17 protein-coding genes are annotated in these 21,715 nt (G+C 67.0%); 15 read left to right on the top strand and 2 right to left on the bottom strand.

The annotated features are described in order from the left end of the window. Positions 1 to 32: 32 nt before the first annotated feature. A complete protein-coding gene (locus tag ACVWYS_RS14950) occupies positions 33 to 1,247 on the bottom strand; it encodes a VIT1/CCC1 transporter family protein (RefSeq protein WP_456507384.1) in 1,215 nt (404 codons plus the stop codon). 263 nt (positions 1,248 to 1,510) lie between these two features. Here ACVWYS_RS14950 and ACVWYS_RS14945 point away from each other — a divergent pair, with 263 nt between their 5' ends. Then, positions 1,511 to 1,744: a hypothetical protein gene (locus ACVWYS_RS14945; RefSeq protein WP_344363690.1), complete on the top strand. Its 234-nt coding sequence runs from the start codon at positions 1,511 to 1,513 to the stop codon at positions 1,742 to 1,744. Positions 1,745 to 1,843: 99 nt separating this feature from the next. Here the strand turns inward: ACVWYS_RS14945 and ACVWYS_RS14940 are convergent, their stop codons facing one another. Then, entirely contained in the window at positions 1,844 to 3,367 is a 1,524-nt protein-coding gene (locus ACVWYS_RS14940) for a sodium:solute symporter (RefSeq protein ID WP_116768468.1), read from the bottom strand. 283 nt (positions 3,368 to 3,650) lie between these two features. On the opposite strand from ACVWYS_RS14940, the gene ACVWYS_RS14935 reads away from it, so the two are divergent. The 14 genes from ACVWYS_RS14935 to ACVWYS_RS14870 all read left to right on the top strand — a co-directional run bounded on the left by ACVWYS_RS14935 (position 3,651) and on the right by ACVWYS_RS14870 (position 21,702). Next, positions 3,651 to 4,226, top strand: a complete 576-nt coding sequence (locus ACVWYS_RS14935) for a helix-turn-helix domain-containing protein (protein WP_116768469.1) — start codon at positions 3,651 to 3,653, stop codon at positions 4,224 to 4,226. 122 nt (positions 4,227 to 4,348) lie between these two features. Beyond that, a complete protein-coding gene (locus ACVWYS_RS14930) occupies positions 4,349 to 5,113 on the top strand; it encodes a hypothetical protein (protein WP_344363695.1) in 765 nt (254 codons plus the stop codon). Positions 5,114 to 5,354: 241 nt separating this feature from the next. Beyond that, positions 5,355 to 6,776, top strand: coding sequence for an ammonium transporter (locus ACVWYS_RS14925; protein ID WP_456507383.1), 1,422 nt, complete (start codon positions 5,355 to 5,357; stop codon positions 6,774 to 6,776). After that, on the top strand, positions 6,773 to 7,114 hold the full coding sequence (locus tag ACVWYS_RS14920) for a P-II family nitrogen regulator (RefSeq protein WP_456507382.1): 342 nt from the start codon (positions 6,773 to 6,775) through the stop codon (positions 7,112 to 7,114). Before ACVWYS_RS14925 ends, ACVWYS_RS14920 begins: the two co-directional genes overlap by 4 nt. A 181-nt stretch (positions 7,115 to 7,295) precedes the next feature. Then, complete coding sequence (speB, locus tag ACVWYS_RS14915; RefSeq protein ID WP_456507381.1) at positions 7,296 to 8,375, top strand: agmatinase; 1,080 nt, start codon at positions 7,296 to 7,298, stop codon at positions 8,373 to 8,375. Further along, complete coding sequence (locus ACVWYS_RS14910) at positions 8,372 to 10,024, top strand: thiamine pyrophosphate-binding protein (RefSeq protein ID WP_202615933.1); 1,653 nt, start codon at positions 8,372 to 8,374, stop codon at positions 10,022 to 10,024. The genes speB and ACVWYS_RS14910 overlap by 4 nt, the downstream gene beginning before the upstream one ends. A 260-nt stretch (positions 10,025 to 10,284) precedes the next feature. Further along, positions 10,285 to 10,770 carry a MarR family winged helix-turn-helix transcriptional regulator gene (locus ACVWYS_RS14905; protein WP_116768499.1) on the top strand — a complete coding sequence of 162 codons (486 nt, stop codon included), beginning with the start codon at positions 10,285 to 10,287 and terminating at the stop codon, positions 10,768 to 10,770. Between the two features lie 103 nt (positions 10,771 to 10,873). Then, complete coding sequence (locus ACVWYS_RS14900; RefSeq protein WP_456507380.1) at positions 10,874 to 12,955, top strand: MDR family MFS transporter; 2,082 nt, start codon at positions 10,874 to 10,876, stop codon at positions 12,953 to 12,955. Between the two features lie 320 nt (positions 12,956 to 13,275). Continuing rightward, positions 13,276 to 15,009 carry an ABC transporter ATP-binding protein gene (locus tag ACVWYS_RS14895; RefSeq protein ID WP_344363707.1) on the top strand — a complete coding sequence of 578 codons (1,734 nt, stop codon included), beginning with the start codon at positions 13,276 to 13,278 and terminating at the stop codon, positions 15,007 to 15,009. Then, the gene (locus tag ACVWYS_RS14890; protein ID WP_456507379.1) at positions 15,006 to 17,096 is read left to right on the top strand and encodes an ABC transporter ATP-binding protein; all 2,091 of its coding nucleotides are present in this window, start codon (positions 15,006 to 15,008) and stop codon (positions 17,094 to 17,096) included. Before ACVWYS_RS14895 ends, ACVWYS_RS14890 begins: the two co-directional genes overlap by 4 nt. An 89-nt stretch (positions 17,097 to 17,185) precedes the next feature. Further along, on the top strand, positions 17,186 to 17,617 hold the full coding sequence (locus ACVWYS_RS14885; protein ID WP_091251521.1) for an acyl-CoA thioesterase: 432 nt from the start codon (positions 17,186 to 17,188) through the stop codon (positions 17,615 to 17,617). 59 nt (positions 17,618 to 17,676) lie between these two features. Next, the gene (locus ACVWYS_RS14880) at positions 17,677 to 17,985 is read left to right on the top strand and encodes a hypothetical protein (protein WP_456507378.1); all 309 of its coding nucleotides are present in this window, start codon (positions 17,677 to 17,679) and stop codon (positions 17,983 to 17,985) included. Between the two features lie 92 nt (positions 17,986 to 18,077). Then, on the top strand, positions 18,078 to 20,309 hold the full coding sequence (locus ACVWYS_RS14875; protein ID WP_456507377.1) for an McrB family protein: 2,232 nt from the start codon (positions 18,078 to 18,080) through the stop codon (positions 20,307 to 20,309). A 115-nt stretch (positions 20,310 to 20,424) separates the two neighbouring features. Further along, a complete protein-coding gene (locus tag ACVWYS_RS14870) occupies positions 20,425 to 21,702 on the top strand; it encodes a 5-methylcytosine restriction system specificity protein McrC (protein ID WP_456509079.1) in 1,278 nt (425 codons plus the stop codon). The last annotated feature ends 13 nt before the right edge of the window (positions 21,703 to 21,715 follow it).

The raw sequence follows: 21,715 nt of genomic DNA, 5'->3' as shown, positions 1-21,715 counted from the left end.
CGGCCCGCGGTCCCGAAATTCAGGACCGTCCACTAGCCCACCACGGCGCCAAAGACCATGCCCAGCAGGTACGTCACGCCCGCGGCGCCCATGCCGATGCCCAGCTGGCGCAGGCCGCGGGTGGTCGGGGACGTGCCGGACAGCAGACCTACGACGCCGCCGGTAAGCAGCAGCGCCAAGCCGACCAGGGCCGCGGAAACCACCAGCGCGGCTATTCCCGTCATGCCCAGCAGGAAGGGGATGATGGGCACGATCGCGCCGGAGGCGAAGAAGCAGAAGCTCGACGCCGCTGCTCCCCAGGCCGTGCCGACAGCCTCATGCTGGTCCTCGGCATCCGGCAGTTCCGGCTGCAGGGACAGGCTCGGATCGCAGTCGCAGTCCAGCAGGCCCATGCGCTCGGCGACGCGGTGCTCGGCGGCCTCCCGGGACATGCCGCGGGCCAGGTATACGAGCAGGAGTTCGTTGTGCTCGATGTCCAGCAACGGCGCCGCCGCCAAGGTGATCTGGGTGGGCCGGGTCGCGGCAAGGAGCTCCCGCTGCGACCGGACGGAAATAAACTCGCCGGCACCCATGGACAGCGCACCGGCCAGCAGCCCGGCGACACCGCTGAGGAGGACCACCTGGCTTCCAACGCCCGAGGCCGCCATGCCCATGACGAGGGACAGGTTGCTGACCAGCCCGTCGTTGGCGCCGAAGACGGCGGCCCGGAAGGTTCCGGCCAGGCGATTGCGGCCCCGGGTGGCCAGTCCGCGGACCACTTCCTCGTGGATCTGCTCGTCGGCGACCATTGCCGGCGTGGCAGAGGGGTCGTTGGCGTAGGGGGAGCGGCTCTCCGCGCGCTGGGCCAGGGCCAGGACGAAGACCGAGCCGAAGTGCCGGGCCAGGAAGCCAAGGAACCGGCTCCGGAGCGAGGCATGCCGGTCCTTGCCGGCGTGTTCGCCCAGCAGCTGAAGCCAGTGGGCCTCGTGGCGGCCCTCGGCCTCGGCCAGCGCGAGCAGGATGGCATGTTCCTCGCCGCTGCGGTTCTGCGCCAGATCGCGGTAGACGGATGCCTCGGCGCGTTCATCGGCGAGGTACTGCCGCCAGCGTTTGATGTCCGCAGCGCTCGGAGTTGCGGTTGGCGCGGGGCCGGGCGTCGAGGCCTGCGGCGGCGCGGGGCGCGGGTCCGTGTGGCCGCGGTCCGAAGAATCCTGTGTCGGGTGGGGCTGCTGGGAATCGTTGTGGTCCGATTCGGTGTACTGAGACACGAAAAAACTCCTGGGTTTGGTCGGGCATGGTCCGGCCCCATTGCGACTCCAGAGTACCCCGTAATTCCGAGCTTTTCCGGCTGGCAATCCTTAGCGGAAAGTTTCGGGAAGCCGTAACCGGCGAGCAGTGGCAGGGCTGCCCGCAGATAGTTTCCGCCAACGATTGCGGGCCCTTGACCGCCCGGGTTCACGGTGTTCGAATGAAACCCAGGGCGGGCCCTCCGGGGCCCTTGCCGCCACCCCTGTCACACGGAGGTTGCACCATGGACAGCACCGGATCACCCATCCCGCCGGCCCGGGACTCCCTCGAGTCCGATCCCGCTTACGACTACGCCGAGGACGCGCCCGTGAGTGATGGCGCGGAGACCGAGGAGGAGGAGCTTCTGGAGGAGGCGGACCGGCTCGTTCCCTTGGACAGGGAGGACTTCCTGGGCGAGGAGAAACCGGTAGTGCCCCTCGAAGGGGAAGAATTCCTTGAACCCGAGGAAAACGAGTGATTCTCCCACCCGGGTGACGGTTCACTAAACAACGAGCCAACAAACGACGACGGCGGCGCCCCCGGAAGGGGAGCGCCGCCGTCGAGCATTAACTTACTTTCAGTGCGTCAGAACGGGGACCTGTTCGTCCTCGGCTGCGCCGCCGGCGACCCGCCGGTGCCAGTTCTGCATGACCGCCGGATCCGTCGGCTTGGTCAGCAGCGACACCGCGATGTAGACGACCGCGGAGGCGATGAGGCCGTAGTAGATCGGCTCGTTGGCGTAGATGCCGTCCAGCGGAACTTCGGCGTTGATTTCCAGGATGATCATGGTGCCGAGAGTGATGACCGAGCCGACCGCCATGGACGCCGCGGCGGCAACGCCGGTGCCGCGCTTCCACACCAGGCCGCCGAGGATGGCCACGAGCAGGCCGCCAACAAGGATGTCGTAGGCAATGGTCAGGGCGGCGACGACGTCCTTGGTGATGATGGCGATCACGATCGCCACGACGCCGAGGCCCAGGACCCACAGGCGGTTTGCCTTGACGTCGTGCTCCGGGTTGTCGGTGTCATCGGTGTTGACGGTCTTGCCGAACCAGCCGGCGACGAACGGCAGCACGTCGGCGCGGGCCACGGTGGCGGCCGCGATCAGGGCACCGGAGGCGGTGGACATCATGGCGGCGACGGCGGCGGCGAGCACGAGGCCGCCGATCCCGATGGGCAGCAGGTGGGTGGCGACCTCGGCGTAGACAACGTCCTTGCCGAGGGCCTTGACGTCGATCTGCGGGAGGGCCACGCGGGCGCCGAGGCCGATCAGGGCACCGGCTGCACCGTAGAGGATGCAGTAGATGCCGGCCGTGGCGCCGCCCCAGCGTGCCACTTCGGGCGTCTTGGCGGTGAACACGCGCTGCCAGATGTCCTGGCCGATCAGCAGGCCGAGGGTGTAGACCACGAAGTACGTGATGATCGTCTGGGCGCCGATGCCGTCGATCTGGAAGAAGGTGGCATCCACGCGGCTGCGGATCCCGTCAAGGCCGCCGGCGGCGTTGAGCGTAAACGGCAGCATGAGGAAGAAGATGCCGACCGTCTTGATGACGAACTGGACCTGGTCGGCCAGCGTGATGGACCACATGCCGCCGATGGTCGAGTAGACCAGCACGATTGCGCCGCCGACGGCGATCGCGAGGGCGCGGTCCCAGCCGAAGAGCACCACGAAGATGGTGGCGTAGGCGCCGGTGGAGGTGGCGCAGAGCATCAGCGTGTAGGCGAGCATGACGATGCCGGAGGTCTGCGTGGCATTGCTGCCGTAGCGCAGGGTGAGCATCTGGGAGACGGTGTAGATCTTCAGCTTCTGGATGGTGCTGGCGAAGAGCAGGCTCAGCAGCAGGACGCCGGAACCGATGGCGACCACGAGCCACATGCCGGAAATGCCGAACTTGTAGCCCAGGCCCACGCCGCCGACCGTCGAGGCGCCGCCCAGCACGACGGCGGCCATGGTGCCGGTGTAGAGGAACGGCCCGAGGCGGCGGCCGGCGACGAGGAAGTCGCTGTTGTTCTTGGTGCGGGACTTGCCCCACCATCCGAACGCCAGCATGGCGAGCAGATACACCACCACAATGGCGATGTTGACGAAACTTGCGTCCATAAAAAGGGCTCCTTGGAGCTGATGGGCAGCGTGCGCGGGCATTGCCGGGCCTCAACGGTGCATTCGGCAAGTCAGCTGCTGCGCGTGACGGGGGTGGAGGAGGTGTCCGTCGGAACCTCCAGTATTGCCTCATAGGCAACACATGTTGCCAAAGGGTATGTTGTGACTCCGGTAACAGTCAAGGCGCAGCGCGTGCCGCCGCCGGTTCCGCGTCACCAACGCCCGCTCCGGCTAGGATTGCTCCAATGATGGGGCCAAGCGGCCGGCCGTGAAAGGTTCCTAAATGAAGGCTCTACCAGTTGAACCGAGCAACGTTCCCGTTGCCATCGGTTCGCGGATCCGCGCCGCCCGGCAGTCCCAGCGGCTCACCATTGAACAGGTCGCCGACGCCACCGGGCTCACCAAGGGATTCCTCAGCAGGGTCGAACGGGACCTCACCTCGCCCTCTGTCGCCTCCCTGGTGACACTGTGCCAGGTCCTGTCCATCTCGATCGGCGACCTCTTCGCCGCCCCCGAGACCCACCTCACGAAGCGGAACGAAGGCCCCCGGATCTCCCTCGGGGGCGAGGGGATCGTCGAGCGGCTGCTGACTGCCCGCTCCGAGCGCCGCGTCCAGATCATCCAGGCCGTGATCGAGCCCCGCGGGCGCGGCGAGTCCGAACTCTATGCCGTGGACTGCGATGTCGACGTCCTTCACGTGGTCAAGGGAAGCATCCGGCTGATCCTCACCAACGAGGAATTCGAGCTCAGCACAGGTGACACGGTGACGTTCCCCGGCCGGGAGCCCCACACCTGGGTCAACCCCACGGACGACGCCGTCGAGGTGCTGTGGGTGCTGGTACCGGCCGCCAGCCGGTAAGGCTGGTAAGCGTGAGGAAGTAACCACTCCGGCTCCGCCGGAAATATCTGTCGGAAATATCTGTGCCGGAACCATACAGGACGAGCGGAAGCCGCTCACACTAGCTTCAACTGGGGGATTTCATGAACCGCAACGACGTCTTTCTGTCCCTGGCGCTGGCCGCCACGCTCGCGGCCGGACTCGGCCTGAGCTCCTGTGCCGCGCCGGGCCAGCGTGCCGGCGAGACCGGAAGCGGCACGGCGAGCGCCACCGCGGCGGCCCCGACGCAGCAGGAGTCCGGCCCCGTCGCGTCGGCGGAACCCTCCGCGACCGCGGCCACGCCGGCCCCCGCAGTCACTGCCACCTCGCCGGCCACGCCGACAGCGGGTGCTGAAGCCGGCGTCAAAACCTTTACGTTCCCGGACGGACATCTGTCCTTTTCCTACCCGAGCGACTGGTCCATCCGGGTGGTCGGCTCTCCCGAGAATGCCGCCAAGCTGCGTGGCGTGCAGGCGGTCCTCGCCGATGCCACGGGCAACGAGCTGGCGTCGATTGTCAGCAGCACCAACGGCAGCAGTGCGTCCGGCCCGGTGGCCCGGACCGTCCTGGACACCGCTCCGGTGCCGGGGCTGAAAGATGTGGACGGCGAACAGTTGGCCTTCGGGTTCGCGTTTGACTCCTTCGCCGATAAGTCGGACTTCCATATGGGAGTGCGCAAAGAACGCGACTTCGCACCTTCGGTCACGGAAGCCGGTTATTCCCACGTCCAGTTCCCCAATGGCGGCGCCGAGGCCAAGGTACTGTTCGGCAGCCCGGCGTTCGCCTCCGTCGACTCCGCGAAAGCCTGGATGACCACGGAGCAGTACACCCAGCTCAAGCGCCTGCTGCTCAGCCTCAAGTACAGCTGACCCGCGCGCGGCCGACAGCTGCGAGTTTTGGTGAGATGTACGTCACATTCCGGTAACCTGCCGGAAACGGCGAATTCATGCCCGGGGCCGTCCCGTAACGCGCCCGCAAAACGAGGAAAGCCTTCCTGAAACACGCGGTGGGTAGCGTCATCTGCGGGGGGACGCACAACAGTCCCATTCGTCTCATGGTCTCGCCGAATCGGCGCCCTCGGAGCGCCGGCCCTCGAGGAAGGCTCCCGCAATGAACTTCGCTGTGCTTGCAGTAGGAATGGACGTCGATCCGCAAACCCTTGACCCTGGATCGACGGCATGGATGCTCACGGCTTCCGCCCTCGTCCTCCTGATGACCCCCGGGCTCGCATTCTTCTATGGCGGCCTCGTCAGAATGAAATCCGTCCTCAACATTATGATGATGAGCTTCGGCGCCATGGGCGTGGTCGCCGTCGTCTGGGCCCTGTGGGGCTACGGCCTCGCGTTCGGGCCGGATACCTTGGGCGGCTTCGTCGGAGACCCCTTTACGAACTTCGGACTCAGCGGGCTGACCACCAGCATCGGCACCAAGGCGGCGGGCCTGCCGGATATGGTGTTCATCGGCTTCCAGGCCACGTTCGCCATCATCACCGTCGCCTTGATCAGCGGGGCGGTAGCCGAGCGCGTCCGGTTCGGCCCCTGGCTCCTCTTTGCCGGGCTCTGGGTCACGCTCGTGTACGCGCCGATCGCGCACTGGGTCTGGGGCGGCGGCATCTTCGGGCCCACCGGCGTCATTGGCAGCAAGATCTCGGCCCTCGATTTTGCCGGCGGTACCGTGGTCCACATGAACGCCGGCATGGCAGGCCTCCTGCTGGCGGTGGTGCTCGGCAAACGGCTCGGCTTCATGAAGGATCCCAACATCCGCCCGCACAACCTGCCGTTCGTCATGCTCGGCGCGGGCCTGCTCTGGTTCGGCTGGTTCGGCTTCAACGCCGGCTCGGAACTTGCCGCCGACGCCACGGCCGCCCTGGCCTGGACCAACACGCTGCTTGCCACCAGCGCCGCCCTGCTCGGCTGGCTGTTCGTGGAGCGGTTGCGCGACGGGCATGCCACGTCGTTGGGCGCCGCCTCGGGCGCTGTCGCGGGACTCGTCGCCGTGACCCCGGCCTGCGGGTTCATCGACCCCGTCGGGGCAATCCTGATTGGTACGATCGCGGGGGCCGTCTGCGCGCTCGCCGTCGGGCTGAAGTTCAAGATCGGACTGGATGACTCCCTGGACGTGGTGGCCGTGCACTTCGTCGGCGGCCTGTGGGGGACCCTGTCCCTGGGATTCTTCGCCCTCCCGTCCGCCAAGACCGGCGGCGGGCTGTTCTACGGCGGCGGGCTGGCACAGTTCTGGCCGCAGATCCTCACCGCGCTGATTGTCACGGCTTGGAGCGCAGTGATGACCTTGCTGATCGGCTTTGCGATCCACAAGACCATCGGCATGCGCGTCTCTGAGGCCGACGAACTCTCCGGCATCGACGTGACGGAACACGCCGAAACGGCCTATGAACTCCTCATGGTTGGCGGCAGCTTCCACCCTGGAGACCCCCACAACCGGGCTGACGCTGCAGCGGTCCAGTCGCAGCCGGAAGCCCATGCCGAAGGCCAGGCCGAAAGTGAGGCTGTCCGCGGCAAGGTCTCCACGTGAAGCTCGTGACCGCCATCGTGCGGCCGGAGCGGGTCAACGCCATCAGTACGGCCCTGGAGCGGTTTGGAGTCAACGGCCTGACGGTGAGCCAGGCCAGCGGCTACGGACGGCAGCGCGGCCACACCGAGGTGTACCGGGGTGCCGAATACAACTCCGACCTGCTGCCCAAAGTGCGGCTGGAAGTGCTGGCCAACGAGGACGCCCTGGGCGGCGTCATGGCCGCCATCGAAGAGGGCGGGCGCACCGGACACTTCGGCGACGGCAAGATCTGGATCATTGAGGTGCACGACGCCGTCCGCGTGCGGACGGGGGAGCGGGGAGCCTCGGCCATCGCGTGAGGCTGCGGGGCCGGGGCGGCCGCCTCTGGCGGCGCGCCGGCGGGTCCGAAACATGTCGGACCCGCCTGGGGAAGGCTGCCGGCGGCCGGGTCCTTTGGTAAACAAATGATGCGCGACATGAAACTTCGAGTGTATGATGGCTATCACAACCGTCGGTCAATCCTCGAAGGAGAGGCTTCTTTTGGAAGAGCTGCGCATCGAGGCCAATGGCAACCTTGGCCCCATCGATTCATCCCGCATCCCGCGCTACGCAGGGGCTGCCACCTATGCCCGCCTGCCGCGGCTGGACCAGGTGGCCAAGGCCGACGTCACTGTAGTTGGCGTGCCTTTCGACTCCGGCGTCTCCTACCGCCCCGGCGCCCGCTTCGGCGCCAACCACGTCCGTGAAGCCAGCCGGCTGCTCCGGCCGTACAATCCGGCCTGGGACGTCAGCCCCTTCGAAGCCATCCAGGTGGCCGACGCCGGCGACATGGCCGTCAACCCGTTCAACATCAACGAGGCCATCGAAACCATCCAGCAGAACGCCCTGGACCTGACGGCGTCCGGCAGCAAGCTGCTGACCCTCGGCGGAGACCACACCATCGCCCTGCCGCTGCTGCGCGCCGCCGCCGAGCGCGCCGGCGAACCCATCGCCATGCTGCACTTCGACGCGCACCTGGACACCTGGGACACCTACTTCGGCGCCGAATACACCCACGGCACACCCTTCCGCCGCGCCGTCGAGGAAGGCATCCTGGACACCGAGGCCATCAGCCACATCGGCACCCGCGGCCCGCTCTACGGCAAGAAGGACCTCGACGACGACCACCGCTTCGGCTTCGGCATCGTCACCTCCGCTGACGTCTACTACCAGGGCGTCCTGGAGACCGTCGCCAAAGTCCGGGACCGGATCGGCAACCGCCCGCTCTACATTTCGGTGGACATCGACGTCCTGGACCCCGCGCACGCGCCCGGCACCGGCACGCCCGAGGCCGGCGGCATCACCAGCCGCGAACTGCTGGAAATCATCCGCGGCTTCCGCGGCATGAACCTGGTGGGCGCCGACGTCGTCGAGGTCGCCCCCGCGTACGACCACGCCGAGATCACCGGTGTGGCAGCAAGCCACGTCGCCTACGAACTCGTGACCCTCATGGCGGACCGCGCCGTCGAAGGCGACCGCTTCGGCGCGCCGAACGGCTACGCCGCCCAGGCCCTCGGCCGGGAATCCCGCCGCCCGGCCGGATTCGGCTCCTCTGTGGCTTCGCCGGTGGCCTCGCGGTGACCGGCGTGCGCAACGGCGGGGACCTCGTCGTCGAGACCCTTGAGGCTCTCGGTGCCAAGACGGTCTTCGGCATCCCGGGCCAGCACGCCCTGGGCCTCTTCGACGCCATGGGCCGCGGAAACCTGCACTTCGTCTCCTCCCGGGTGGAAAATAACTCCGCGTTCGCGGCCGACGGGTACTCCCGCGCCACGGGCGAGGTCGGCGTGCTGTTCCTCTCGACGGGTCCGGGAGCGCTGACGTCGCTGGCCGGCCTGCAGGAGGCCTACGCCACCGGCGTGCCGATGGTGGTCGTGGCGAGCCAGATCCCGCTCGAAGGACTCGGCGCCCGGCGCAAGGGCATGCTGCACCAGCTCGATGACCAGAAGGCCTCGGCCGCCAACGTCACCAAGAGCCAGCGGCTGATCCAGCACGCCTCCGGCATTCCCTCGGCGATCCAGGACGCGTGGACCGAGGCGATTTCCTCGCCGCAGGGTCCGGTGTGGCTGGAAATCCCGCAGAACGTGTTGCTGGACCCGATCGTGGTGCCCCCGGTGGAGGATGCCCTGGCCGAGGCCGCGGACAACCCGCCCCGGGTGGAGCTGGTCCGCGAGGCCGTGAAATGGCTTTCGACGGCGGAACGTCCGGCCATCATCGCCGGCGGCGGCACCCGCCGCGGCCGGGCCGAGAAGTCCCTGCTTTCGATCGCGGAAAAGCTCCGCGCCCCGGTGATCTGCACGCCCGGCGGCAACGGCGCGTTCCCCTGGAATCATGAGCTCTCGCTCCAGGCGTGGATCGAGGACCGGTACATGACCGAGCTTCTCGAGGACGCCGACGTCCTGATTGTGATCGGTTCCTCCCTGGGCGAGGTGACGTCGAACTACTTCACCTTCGAACCCCGCGGCCGGATCATCCAGATCGACGCCGAACCCCGCGTCCTGGAGTCCAACCGGCCCGGACTGGGCATCCGCGCCGACGCCGGCCAGGCCCTCGCTGCCCTCGACGAGGCCCTCGTGATCGGCGAAGCCGGCCCCGACTGGCACGGCACCGCCCCCGAGACCCTGGTCAAGGAGACCCTGGCCAAGGTCACGGCCCGGCTCGAGTCCCAGGACCTGGCCAAGGAACTGAAGTTCATGGCCGACATCCGCGAGGCCGTGCCTGCGGACATGCAGACGTTCTGGGACATGACGATCTCGGCCTACTGGGCCTGGAGCTGCTGGGACGCCCGGGACGGCCAGTTCCACTCCGCGCAGGGCGCCGGCGGCTTGGGCTTCGGCTTCCCCGCCGCGATCGGCGGCGCCGTCGGCCTGGAAACCACCGGCAAGCCCGGCAGGGTGCTGGCCGTTTCGGGGGACGGGTCCTCCATGTACTCCATCTCCGAGCTCGCCACCGCCAAGCAGCACAACATCCCGGTCACCTGGCTGATCGTGGACGACGGCGGCTACGGCATCCTGCGCGAATACATGGTCGGCGCGTTCGGCAAGGCCACGGCCACCGAGCTCTCCCGGCCGGACTTCGTCAAACTTGCCGAGGCCTTCGGCGTCCCGGCAGTCCGGGTCGCCCCCGAAGACGTCGGGGATGCCCTGAAGGCCGGCTTCGCCGCCGACGGCCCCAACGTCGTCGTCGTCGAAACCCTGCTCAAAATGTTCGGCCCCACCCACCTGGCCACCTAAGCGGGCCGGCCGTCCGGCCGCCTGGCTTGGGCGGCCAACCGGCCGCCTGGCACCGTAGGATCCTGCACGCTTACCGCGCGGACCTGGCGGGTCCACCCCTCACCGCGAGGGATGGGCCCGGCAGGTCCGCGTTTGGCGTTTAAACACCCTTCTTCGGGATCGGACCGGCACCTCACACGGCCATCAAAAAGGGTTAGTTTCCCGAAGTAACCATTTTGGTGATATGGTTGCCTAGGGCAAGCAAAAAAGGGGTGTCCATCATGTCAGTTGAATCCAACGCTGCAGCCAAACTCGTTTACCAAATCTTCGACCTCCAGCGCGCCGTCCGCTGTGTTGCCACCGCTAACTTGCGCGGGCAGGACACCGGAGTGGCGCTACAGGGCGTTCTCCGTTTTGTGGGGGAGGGCGAATCCCGGGCCACGCATCTTGCGGAGCGCCTCGGCGTTAGCGCTCCGGTGCTCAGCCGCCACATCGCCGAACTCGAAGAGCACGGCTATGTGGTCCGCCGGCCGGACCCCGAGGACGGCCGCGCGCAACTGATCGCCCTGTCCGCCACCGGTGCGGAAAAGCTGCGCGCTATCGAGGACCATCGCACGGCAACCATCCAGGACCTCCTGCAGGACTGGAGCCAGAACGACGTCGAAGAGACGGCGCGCACCCTGCAAAAACTCGCTGAGTCCCTCAGGACCTCAGCCCGGGCAACGACGGCCGGACCCACGAATACGACCGAAATTGTTGAGGAGTAGACATATGGCTAGCCACGCTGCCGCCACAGGGCCGTCCCCGGTCCCATCAGGCATTCAGCCGGGGGCGCCCCGCGCATCCCAGACCGCCGCAGAACCTGCGGCGATGACCCACCGCCAGATCATGGAAGCACTCACCGGGTTGCTCGCGGCGTTCTTCACCGCCATTCTGAGCAGCACGATCGTTGCCAACGCGCTTCCCACCATCATGTCCGAGCTCAAGGGCACCCAGACGGACTTCGCCTGGGTGATCACCGCGGCGCTCCTGGCCAACGCCGCAACCACCCCGATCTGGGGCAAGCTCGCCGACCTTTTCAACAAAAAAGTCCTCGTCCAGCTAAGCATCGTGATCTTCGTGGCCGGCTCCGTCATGGCCGGCCTGTCCCAGACCATCCCGCTGCTGCTGACCGCCCGCGTCATCCAAGGCATCGCCATGGGCGGCCTTACCGCCCTGGCCCAGGCCATCATCGGCTCGATGATCCCCCCGCGTGACCGCGGAAAGTACTCCGGCTACATGGGCGGCGTCATGGCCGTAGGCACAGCCGGCGGCCCGCTGCTCGGCGGCTTCATCGTCGACAGCCCGCTCGGGTGGCGCTGGACCTTCTTCGTCTGCGTCCCGCTCGCCGTCGTCGCCCTCATCCTGCTGCAGATCACCCTGAAGATTCAGCACGTCAAGCGCCCGGCCACGATCGACTGGCTCGGCTCCGTCCTGCTGACCTCAGGCGTCAGCCTGCTGCTCATCTGGGTCTCCTTCGCCGGCAACCCCGACTACTACGACTGGTGGTCATGGCAGTCGGTCGCCATGGTGGGCGGCGGCGTCGTGCTCCTTGGCCTGCTGGTGCTGGTGGAATCCCGCGTGGCCCAGCCGATCATCCCGCTCAAGATCATCTCGGAGCGGACCACCGCCCTCGCGATCCTCGCCTCGGTGGCCGTCGGCGTCGGCATGTTCGGCTCCTCGACCTTCCTGGGCCAGTACTTCCAGGTGGCACGCGGTGCCACCCCCACGGAAGCCGGCCTGCTCACGCTGCCCATGATCGCGGGCAACCTGATCGGTTCCGTCGCCTCGGGCATGCTCATCAGCCGCACCGGCAAGTGGAAGCGGTACCTGATCGCCGGCTCCATCCTGCTGATCGGCGGCCTCGGCCTGGCCGGCACCATGGACCACACCACCGACTTGTGGCTGACCGGCATCTACACCGCCATCCTCGGCATCGGTCTCGGCCTGCTGATGCAGAACCTCGTGCTCGCCGTGCAGAACACCGTCCAGGCCAAGGACATCGGCACGGCCAGCGCCTCTGTTGCCTTCTTCCGGTCCGTCGGCGGCGCCATCGGCGTCTCGGTCCTCGGAGCCGTCCTGGGCAACCGGGTCAAGGAACTCGTCACGGAGGGGCTCGCTTCCGCCGGCATCCAGGTTCCGGCGGGATCCTCGGGAGCCAGCATGGACCTCAAGGACATGCCTGCACCCATCCGCGACATCATGCGGGCCGCCTACGGTGACGCGATCGCGGAGGTCTTCATGATCTCGGCAATCATCGGCGTGATTGCCCTGGTGGCCATCCTGTTCATCAAGGAACGCCCGCTGCGCCGGACTGTCGATATCCGGCCCGAGTCGGCCGAGCAGGCAGGCGACGCCGCTGCTGCTGTCGCCGCCGGAGGTGCTTCTGCGACCGCACTTGGAAATACCGGAAACGACGCCGTCCGGGGCGCCTCGTCCGCCACCGGAACCGGCATCGTGGACCTGGACCGGGAATTCATCGAGGTGCTCAGCCGCGAGCGGGCCGAATCCCGCTTCCCGGACGCCGCCCGCCAGGAGGCAGGCCTGACGTCCGACCCGGCTTTCCGCCAAGGGGAGCCTCGCCAGGGGGAGTCAGCCGCAGAGCGCGCGGCCGACAGGGAAGGCGCCCGTCAACGGTCCCGGACCCTTGTGGCCGATGACCGGCCCGAGGCAGCCGACGTCGTGCCCGTACTGCTGCAGACCCAGCAGCTGCTGGCCGAGCAGCAGCTCCAGCTGGCCGAGGCGCTGCGCGCCGTGTACGACCAAGCTGCTGAGCAGCGTGCGATTGCCGCGGAACAGGCCCGTGTTGCCGAGGAGCTCACGGTCCTGCGCCGGCAGTTGGCCAAGCAGCGCAAGATGCAGCGCGCGGCGGCCGACTACATCGCCACGCACGGGCGGCACCGGACCGAGTAGCACCCGGTTCCGCGTCCGCCGCTCCGGACCCTCAAGGCTCCGCGGCCGCCCCTTGGGCAGCCGCGGGGCTTTCGGCGTATCCGCCGGGGGGCCGCCTTCTAGCCGAGGGACGGGCGCCAGCCACTAAGTACACCGTTTGGATGATATTTGGTGTCCCGTGTTCCACCCGGGCGGGGGATTTCGTAGAGTTGGATGGCTGTGGCTGTCGGACCCAAAAGATAGTCTCCAATCAGCTCTTCAACGCACTTCATTTTTCGGTCTTGTTCGGTCTCCTGATTCGTCAGACTCCCCTCATTCGGTACTCCTAAGGACTCGTGGGCATGCTCGTCACCCTCATGCGGCGTTATTCCAAGCCGTATCTGCCATATATCGCGGCTGTGGTCATCTTCCAGCTGGCGTCCACCATCGCGGCTCTGTACTTGCCCAGCCTCAACGCCCAGATCATCGACGAGGGCGTGTCCCGCGGCGACACGGACTACATCTGGCGCACCGGCGGCATCATGCTCGGCGTCGCCCTGATCCAGGTGGCCACCGCGATCGCCGGCGTGTACTTCGGCTCGAAGGCGGCCATGGCGTTCGGCCGGGACCTGCGCCGCGGGGTCTTCCGGAAGGTCAGCAGCTTCTCGGCCCGCGACGTCAACGTTTTCGGTGCCCCCACGCTGATCACGCGAGGCACCAACGATGTCCAGCAGGTCCAGATGCTCATGCTCATGACGCTGAACTTCATGGTGGCCACGCCCATTATGTGCATCGGCGGCATCTTCATGGCCGTGCGCGAGGACCTCAACCTGTCCTGGCTCGTCTGGGTTTCGGTGCCCCTGCTGGTGGTTGTGGTGGGCTACCTCGTGGTTCGCCTCATGCCCCTCTTCCGTTCCATGCAGGCGAAGATCGACCGGCTCAACGGGGTCCTGCGCGAGCAGATCATCGGCATCCGCGTGGTCCGGGCGTTCGTGCGCGAACCCCACGAGGCCGAGCGCTTTGGCGCCGCCAACAAGGACCTCACCGACGTCTCGCTGAAGATCGGTTCCCTTTTCGTGCTCATGTTCCCCGCCATCGGCATGATCCTGCACATCTCCACCGCAGCCGTGCTGTGGTTCGGCGGCCAGCGCGTCGACGCCGGCGAGATGCAGGTGGGCTCGCTGACGGCCTTCCTGCAGTACCTCCTGCAGATCCTCATGGCCGTCATGATGGGCACGTTCATGGCCATGATGATTCCCCGTGCCTCGGTCTGCGCCGACCGCATCGGTGAAGTGCTCGACGTCGAACCCTCCATCCACGAATCGCTCACCCCGGTGGCGCCGGCGGCAAAGGCCGGGCGCGTGGAATTCCGGAACGTGACCTTCGCCTACCCCGGCGCCGAAGCGCCCGTGCTGAGCAACATCAGCTTCACGGCTGAGCCCGGCCAGACCGTGGCCATCATCGGCTCCACAGGCGCCGGAAAGACGAGCCTGCTGGCCCTGCTGCCGAGGCTCTACGACGCCGAATCCGGCGAGGTCCTGCTCGACGGCGTGCCCGTCACCGAACTGGACCGTGCCGAGATCACCCAGCGCGTGGCCATGGTGCCGCAACGGCCCTACCTGTTCTCCGGAACCATCGAGCACAACCTGCGCTTCGGCAAGCCCGAGGCCACCGACGAGGACCTGTGGGAAGCCCTGACGGTCGCCCAGGCCGCGGATTTCGTGCGCGAAAAGAAGGGCGGCCTTGCGTCCCGGATCTCCCAGGGCGGCACCAACGTCTCGGGCGGGCAGCGGCAGAGGCTCTGCATCGCCCGTGCCCTCGTCACCGAGCCCAAGGTCTTCCTGTTCGACGACTCGTTCTCGGCCCTTGACGTCGCCACCGACGCCAGGCTCCGCCGCGCGCTCAAGGCCAAGACGGCCGACGCCACGGTGATCATCGTCGGCCAGCGCGTGTCCACCATCGCCGATGCGGACCAGATCCTCGTCCTGGATAACGGCAGGATCGTGGACCGCGGAACACATGAGGAACTGTTGCAAAGCTCCAGCACCTACCAGGAAATCGTCGAATCCCAGCTGAGCGCGGAGGCAGTGGCATGAGCACCAACGAGAAAGTCTCCACCGCCTCGGCCCAGGCCCCGGACGGGACAGCACCGGACGCGACAGCAGCCGCGATGCCGGCAACGGACGTACTGGACGATGATTTCCTCGAGGAGGAGTTCACTCCCGGCGAAGCCGACGGCGGCATGTTCGGCGCCGTGCCGGCCAAGAAGGCCCAGCACTTCTGGCCCTCGGCCAAACGGCTCATGGGGTTGCTGAAGCCCGAGCGTGCCGGCATCATCGCGGTTCTCGCGATGGTGACAGTCGCCGTCGTACTCAACGTCATCGCCCCGCGGATTCTCGGCCAGGCGATGGACGTGATCTTCGCGGGCGTGGTCGGCAAGCAGCTCCCGGCCGGCGCCACCAAGGAGCAGTTAATCGAAGGACTGCGCTCCCAGGGCCAGGACAACTTTGCCGACATGCTGACCAAGATGGATGTGGTGCCCGGTGCGGGCATCGACTTCCAGAAGCTCGCGTTCCTCATCAGCGTGGTGCTGGTGATGTACTTCGTCGCCAACATCTTCCTGTGGCTTCAGGGCTATGTCCTGAACGTGCTGGTCATGCGCGTGGTCCGCAAGCTTCGTGACGACACTGAGAAGAAACTCAACGAGCTGCCGCTGAACTACTTCGATACCCGCCAGCGCGGCGACGTCCTCTCCCGCGTCACGAACGACGTCGACAACATCCAGCAGGCGCTCCAGCAGGCCTTTGCGCAGCTCGTGAACTCGGCCCTGACGGTGCTCGGCATTGTGATCATGATGTTCATCGTGTCCTGGCAGCTGGCCCTCATCGCGCTGATCGCACTGCCGCTCTCCGGGGTGGCCGCCGGCATCATCGGCGCCCGCAGCCAGAAGCTCTTCGCCGCCCAATGGAAGAACACCGGCGAGCTCAACGGCCAGATCGAGGAATCCTTCTCCGGCCACGACCTCGTCCGCGTGTTCGGCCGCGACGCCGACATGCTGGCCCGTTTCGACGAACGGAACGAGGAACTCTACCGGGCCAGCTTCGGCGCCCAGTTCGTCTCCGGCATGATCATGCCGGTCATGCAGTTCGTCTCCTACCTCAGCTACGTGGGGATCGCGGTCGTGGGCGGACTGCGCGTGGCCTCGGGCAGCATGAGCCTCGGCGACGCCACGGCGTTCATCCAGTACTCGCGCGAGTTCACCCAGCCGCTGGGGCAGATGGCCGGCATGGCCAACATGCTGCAGTCCGGTGTCGCCTCCGCGGAGCGGGTCTTTGAATTCCTCGACGCCGACGAACAGGACGCCGAGACGGCCACCGAGCACCTCCCGGCCAAGACCGACGGCCACGTCGAGTTCAAGCACGTCACCTTCAGCTACTCGCCGGACAAGCCGCTGATCGAGGACCTGTCGTTCACCGCCGAGCCCGGACACACCGTGGCGATCGTGGGTCCGACCGGGGCCGGCAAGACCACCCTGGTCAACCTCGTGATGCGCTTCTACGAACTGAACGCCGGCAGCATTACCCTGGAGGCGGTGGACATCACCCGGCTGAGCCGGTCGGAGCTGCGCGCCAAGGTCGGCATGGTGCTGCAGGACGCCTGGCTGTTCGGGGGGACCATCTACGAGAACATCCGTTACGGCAAACTGGACGCCACCGAAGACCAGATCATGGCGGCAGCCAAGGCCACCTTCGTGGACCGCTTCGTCCGCGCCCTGCCGGATGGCTATAACACGGTCATTGACGAAGAAGGCAACAACGTCAGCGCCGGCGAAAAACAGCTCATCACCATCGCCCGGGCCTTCGTGGCGAACCCGTCACTGCTCATCCTGGACGAGGCCACGAGCTCCGTGGACACCCGCACCGAAGTCCTGGTGCAGAAGGCCATGGCCGCGCTCCGCACCGAGCGCACCAGCTTCGTGATCGCCCACCGGCTCTCCACCATCCGGGACGCGGATACCATCCTGGTTATGGAGGCCGGCCGGATCGTCGAGCAGGGCCGGCACGCCCAACTGCTGGCACTGCAGGGCGCGTACTACCGGCTGTACATGTCCCAATTCGCGGGCGAGGACGCAGACCCGGCCTCAGCAGAGGCGGCAGAGGACGCGACGGCGGTGCGAAGTTGAGCGCCGCAGGACACGCCGGCGAGGCGGGAGCCCCGGCAGCGGGGGAGGCGGGAGCCACCGAGCCCAGGCGCCTCGAGGTGGAGGTGCCGATGCGCTGGAGCGACATGGATGCGTACGGGCATATCAACAACGTCCAGATCGTCCGGATCCTGGAGGAAGCGCGGATCGCCGGGTTCGGGCCGCCGCGCGGAGCCGGGCTGCCCGGGACCGAACCCCTGGTGTCGCTCTTCAACGACATCCCGGAGGGGACTCTGGCGCTCGTGGTGGAGCACAAGATCCGGTACGTCAGGACCCTGGAGTACCGGAACGTGCCCGCCGTCGTCCAGCTCTGGGTCGGCGCGGTCAAGGGCGCCAGCTTCGATATCCACTACCTGGTGCAGGATCCGGTGACCCGGGAGGACTGCGTCCGGGCCACAAGCCATCTGGCCTTCGTCGACGAGGCAACCGGACGGGTCCTGCGGCTGACGCCGGAGCAGAAGGAACGGCTGGCACCCTATACCCGCGCCCACCCGGTCCAATAGCCCCTACCCCCGTTCTTGGCACGGCTCCTACAATGAACAATCCCGACGCATAAGGAGCAGTGGTCGCTGTGAACATGGGCAAGAACATGCACAAGAACATGGGCAAGGACATGCACCAGAAGATGCACATGAGGCACCCCCGCAAGAAGACATGGAAAGAGCTCTCCCCGAGGGCGAAGATCGGAACAATCGCCGGCGCGGTTATCCAACTGACGCTGCTCGTTGCAGCCCAACGCGACATTTCGCGCAGGCCCGCAGCGGAAATCCGCGGCAGCAAAGCGATGTGGAGGGCTGCCACCCTAGTGAACTTCATCGGTCCGGGGTGCTATTTCACCTTCGGCGTGAAGCGCCTTCCCGCCACGAAATAGCCACGGCCAACCACCCGCCCGGGATCTACTGGCAGGTAGCTGGAGGGCAGCGTTAAATGCGCGCGTTCAGTTTAAGCCTGTAAATTGAACGTATGACCCCAACCAAAAAGCCTGCCCTGCACCGTGCCCTCGGTATCTCCAAGGAGATTGAAGACGCGGCGTGGTTCGTGCTGGGCCCGGGGTTGCTCGGCAAGGCGTCCGCCCTGGACGGCCGCACCAAGACATGGTCTGTCCCGGCGGCCGCGGAGTTGCTGGAACGTCTCGAACGAGGCGTTCCGGACCCCAAGGCGCCGATGATGACCAACCTGCGCCAGAACTTGGAGGACGCCACGCGCGGGGCGAAGCAACTCGCAGTGGAGCTCCTGTTCCTCCAGTCCCTGCCGCTGGCCCACGAGGTCAAGTCACTCAAGGTCAAGCGGGCCCGTGTCGCCGAGGCCGCGTCCTGGCTGGAGCCCCCGCTTGAGCTCCCCGACGAGCTCTACGCCGGCATGACGGACCACGGTGTGATCCGGGACCGGACCGCGGAATTCAACTGGACCATCTGGGACCATCTGAAGTGGCTCTGCCGCTTCGTGCAGCACGTCGCCCAGCGGCCGGCCGGCGTCGTCCAGGCCGCGGTCAAGGACCCGCTGGCCTTCCACCGGCTGGTCGCCGGGACCCCGGATGACCAGCCGGCCATCCGCCGCAGCATCGAGTTCCTGGTCTGGCCCAGCTACTTCGAACCTGTCGTGGCCGACGTCGAACGGCAGGAAATCCGCGACGCCTTCGCATCCCTCGTGGGCGGCGCCAAGGGGGACAGCGACGAGGAAATTTCCGCGGACATCCACCGCATCCGCCTGCACCTGGACCAGCAGGCCGGGCAGCGGATCGACTGGTACTCCCGCCAGCTGGTAAGCCAGTGGAGGAAGGTCGGTGATCCGGGTCGTCGCGCCTGGCTGCTGCGCACCCACCACGACAACGCTGAGCTGCTGGGGGAGTGGCGGGACGAGGAAGCAGTGACGCTCGACGTCGAACACCTCCGCCTCCTGGACCCCGGCGTTACCGCCGGGCTGGTCCAGAACGCCGTTGACGAGGACTACAAGCACCTCGGCTACGTGGAGCGGGAGGACACCAAGACCGCCGTCTTCGCCTTCCTGACCGTGATGAAGCCGGGCGATCTCGCGCTTTACCAGAGTTCGGGCAAGGTCCGGATCGGTGTGGTCCTCGGCGAGCCGGAGCACGGCAAGGACAACCGTCAGCTCCGCCGCAAGGTCCGTTGGTTCGATGAGGAACACGACGTCACCGGCCTGCCCCGGCACGTGCAGCGGCAGCTGACCACGTCCGGCAACATCGTGGACATCACCCGCGTGATCCAGGCGCTTGAGGCGCTCCTGCCCGCAGAAGCCGAATCCGAGGCCGGCGACGGCGTCGAGCCGGCCGCCGCCGTCGAACCGGCCTGTGAAGGTTTCCGCCCGCTGACGGAGGAGTTCGCCGCGTCCCTGCATATGGACCTGGAGCCGCTGCAAGAAATCGCAGAACTCCTTGAGGAGAACCGGCAGCTGGTCCTCTACGGTCCGCCGGGAACCGGCAAGACGTACCTCGCCAAACATCTCGCCGCCGAGCTCGCCGGCGACACCACGGACGAGCGGGTCAAGCTGGTGCAGTTCCACCCCTCGTACGCCTATGAGGACTTCTTCGAGGGCTTCCGCCCGGACAAGACGGATGAGGGCCAGGTGTCCTTCAAGCTCGTGGCCGGTCCGCTGCGGCGGCTCGCGGAGGAGGCCGCCAAACCCGGCAACGAGAGCAAGCCGTACTTCCTGATCATCGACGAGATGAACCGGGCGAACCTCGCCAAGGTGTTCGGTGAGCTGTACTTCCTGCTCGAATACCGGGATGACCGGATCTACCTCCAGTACAGCCCCAATGAGCCGTTCACGCTGCCGGACAACCTCTACATCATCGGCACCATGAACACCGCGGACCGCTCCATCGCGATGATGGACGCGGCCATCCGGCGGCGCTTCTCGTTCATTGAGCTCCATCCGAAGACGGAGCCTGTGAAGGGCTCGCTCTTGCGATTCCTGCAGGCCCGGGACCTGGACACGACGCCGGCCTTGTTGCTGGACGCCTTGAACGACGCCATCGATGAATGGGACCGGGACCTGATGATCGGGCCCTCCTACTTCATGAAGAAGTCTGCGCAGACGCCCAAGGGCCTCCGCCGGATCTGGAAGTACGAGCTCATGCCGCTGCTGGAAGAGCACTATCACGGCCAGCTCAACCGCGCCCAGCTCGAGGAGCGGTTTGGACTGGAACAACTCCTCGGCCGCCTTGCGCACGTCTAGGCTGACGCCGTCCGGGGGCGCTGTGGCGCTGGACCGGAGTGTGGCGGACCGGAACACGGCCGGCCGGGGTACGTCCGCGCCGGGCGCACTCGGGCCGGGCGGGCCCGGACGGGGCATGCAGGCCCGGGCGGCGTCTGGCCCGGCTGTGGCCGGGCGCGGCGGCGCGGTGGCCGGGCGGCACCTTGTCATCGACGAGCTCTCCGCCGGCGTCGTGGAGCGGCTTGATCCGGACACCGCGGCCTACGTCAATGCCAGCGGCCTGGCAAAAGCCTCGCCGATGGGCATGGGCCTGTACCGGATTGAACCCGTCGGAAAGGTGGGCTCGGTGCGCACCCCCACCGTCCAGTTGGAGGTGCGGCCGAAGGGACGGCTCGGTCTGAGCCGGCTCCTGTTCCTGCTCGGCTACGCCGGGGATCAAGGGTTCCGCGACGAATCCGTCGCCGCCGTGGAGCACACCGATCTCTGGAGCGCGCTGGCCGAGTCCCTGGCGCAGCTTGCCGACCGGGCGCTGAGCCGCGGCGTGCTGCAGGGGTACCTGATGGTGGAGGAATCCCTGCGGACCGTCAAGGGCCGGATCCGGATCTCGGACCAAATTTCCCGCCGGCCGGGAATGCTGGTCCCGCTGGAAGTCTCGTACGACGAATTCACCGAGGACATCGCGGAGAACCGGATTTTGCGCGCCGCGCTGGAACGGATGTCCCAAGTGCCGCGCGTGCGGCCGGAAGTCCTCAGCCGGCTGCGCCAGCTAAAGGGAAAGCTCGACGCCGTGACGCGCCTTCAGTCCGGCGCGCCGCTGCCGCAGTGGCGGCCCAGCCGGATGAACACCCGCTACCACGCGGCTCTCCGGCTCGCCGAGCTGATCCTGCGGAACGCCTCGGCGGAGGCCGGCGACGGCAAACAGCAGTCGGCGTCGTTCGTGGTAGATATGGCGAAAGTGTTCGAGGACTTTGTCGGGACGGCCCTGCGCGAAGCCATGGCTGCCTTCCCCGGCGAGATGCGGCTGCGCTACAACGCGCTCCTCAACGAGGCCGTCCGCGACTCGGACAGGATCGTCGTGCAGCCCGGGGCAGTCCATTTCCTCGGCGGCCGGCCCGTCATGGTGTACGACGCCAAGTACAAAGCAGCAGCCGACGCCGGCGCATCGCTCTCGGGCGACCACTACCGGATGCTGGCCTACTGCACATCGCTGCGGGTGCCGACGGCATGGATTATTTACCCGGGCGCCGGGGAAATCAAGCTGCGCCGGATCCTCAACACCGACATCGACATTGTCGAGTTCCCGCTGGATTTGTCCTTGCCGCCGTCGCAAATTCTTGCCTCGGTGGCAGATCTGGCCCAGCAGTCCTGGGGCGAAGTGCTCCGGCAGGCCAGTATCGACAGGTCAGCCAGCTAAACTGCTCAGCGCG

This window comes from Arthrobacter sp. TE12231 (assembly GCF_054062895.1).
This window is presented reverse-complemented; position numbering and strand designations above follow the sequence as displayed.